Raw genomic sequence first — 1,816 nt, 5'->3', positions numbered from 1 at the left:
CGAGGATATCCTCGAAATGGTAAGAGGCAGCAACAGCAAGAGGAGAAATAGAAGGAATGAATCCGGAATAAAATGTATAAGTGCATTTTACACCAAACATCATTTGCCTAATCTAAACATTGACCTGCAGCAGATGAAAGCAGGTATTGCCTAGTATAAGTATTTGTAAATCAATGAGTAAACGGTAGTTTTATTTGTATTAACGGTTTCTTTATCCTAAATTTAATTAACTAAAACGCACTCTTATTTGAAAAATCTTAACCTGCGGTACTTCCGGGACCTTGTTCTGTGTGCTGCTTTCATTCTTTCTGTAAAGAGCCTGCTGGCTGAACCCGCAAGATATTCCTCATTTTCTTATGCTGTTAATAGAAACCAGGAGACGGTTGTTTATATAACCAATACCGGAACAAAATATCATAAATCTTCCTGCAGGTATTTGAATCAGAGTAAGATTAAGACGACGCTGAAGAAGGCTGTGGCGGCAGGGAATGTGGCTTGTAAGGTTTGTAAAATATAATAACTTAAGTATCATGAAAACAGCTCCGAAAGCCACAGCAAACCATTTTAACACACTGACCTGAGTTGAAAAACCTGACTTTAAAAAAATAAAGCGTTGGTATAAATGATAAAAAAAAACTAATGGATAAAACAGTTTATTTTTTGGGCGCAGGTTTTTCTGCAGACGCAGGAGGGCCTATTCAAAACGGTATAATTCAAACTATTTTAAGCAAAGGTTTTGAAGAGAAATATGTAGATACAGTCGAACTGTCACAGGCTAGAAAGGAGTTTATATCATTTTTAGAAGATGACTTAGGCGTACCAGAATCCTTATGGAACGCGGTGGCTTTAGAAGATGTTTTTACGCCTATTGATAGATGCATTTCAAATGGAAAGTCATTTAAAAAACATGATGTTAAGGAATTGGTAAGAATTCGAGAGGGGTTTCATGGATTGATGGGCGCTTCTATACAGTTTGGAGTGGACCGGAAAAATGAAAAAGAATACATTGATGATTATGCAAATTATTTGAATAACATAGCCCGACGTCGTTTGACTGATATAAAGAATGACAATATCGCTGTAATCACTACAAACTGGGACATTCTATTGGATAATTCTTTAAACACGTTGGTTAAGGAATTTTGCGAGGAAGAAGAAATAAATGGTGGTGAAAAATTAGCCGTTATCGATTATTGTTGTTATATCAGTTCATTAGAGGATGATCATCACATAAAACCTGGTTTATTAGCCTTAGGCAAATCAGGGTATAACATAAAATATTTGAAGCTTCATGGATCAATGAATTGGCTACACTGCCCAATGTGTCAAAGGATGTTTATCAAATATAACGAAAAGCAAATTTTAGGAAAACCTAAGTTCTGTAAGCACTGTAAAATCAATTATAAATTTAACAATACTAATAACATAAGATTGAAAGGCAATTTGCTTCTCCCAACCTTTCTTAAGGATTTGAGCAACATACAAATCCAATTAGTATGGCAGAATGCCGGTATTGAATTGGCAGAGGCGTCGAAAGTTGTATTTATTGGTTATTCATTGCCTATGGCAGATTTTGAAATTCGGCAGTTGCTATCTCGGTGTATCCCTAAAACTACCCAAGTCGAAGTGGTTTTGTATCCAGGAAGTAAATACTTAAATGACGAAAAGGAGAGGTTTAAAGTGTTTTTTGGTGACAGAATTGTGAGCGATGATAGCTTTATTTTAAAAAAAGTGCCTGATTACGTCACTGAGCTCCTGGCGACGAGTAGATCTTGAATTTCAATGCCGATTTGTTTTATCTGAATCGTTGGTTAAT

The 1,816-nt window shown here is 35.7% G+C and carries 1 protein-coding gene; it reads left to right on the top strand.

The features are described 5' to 3' along the window. The first annotated feature begins 639 nt into the window (after window positions 1-639). Window positions 640-1,776, top strand: a complete 1,137-nt coding sequence (locus VGE71_RS12360; protein ID WP_331075744.1) for a hypothetical protein — start codon at window positions 640-642, stop codon at window positions 1,774-1,776. The last annotated feature ends 40 nt before the right edge of the window (window positions 1,777-1,816 follow it).

Source organism: Flavobacterium sp., from assembly GCF_036405015.1.
In the GTDB taxonomy this organism is placed as follows: domain Bacteria; phylum Bacteroidota; class Bacteroidia; order Flavobacteriales; family Flavobacteriaceae; genus Flavobacterium.
This window is presented reverse-complemented; position numbering and strand designations above follow the sequence as displayed.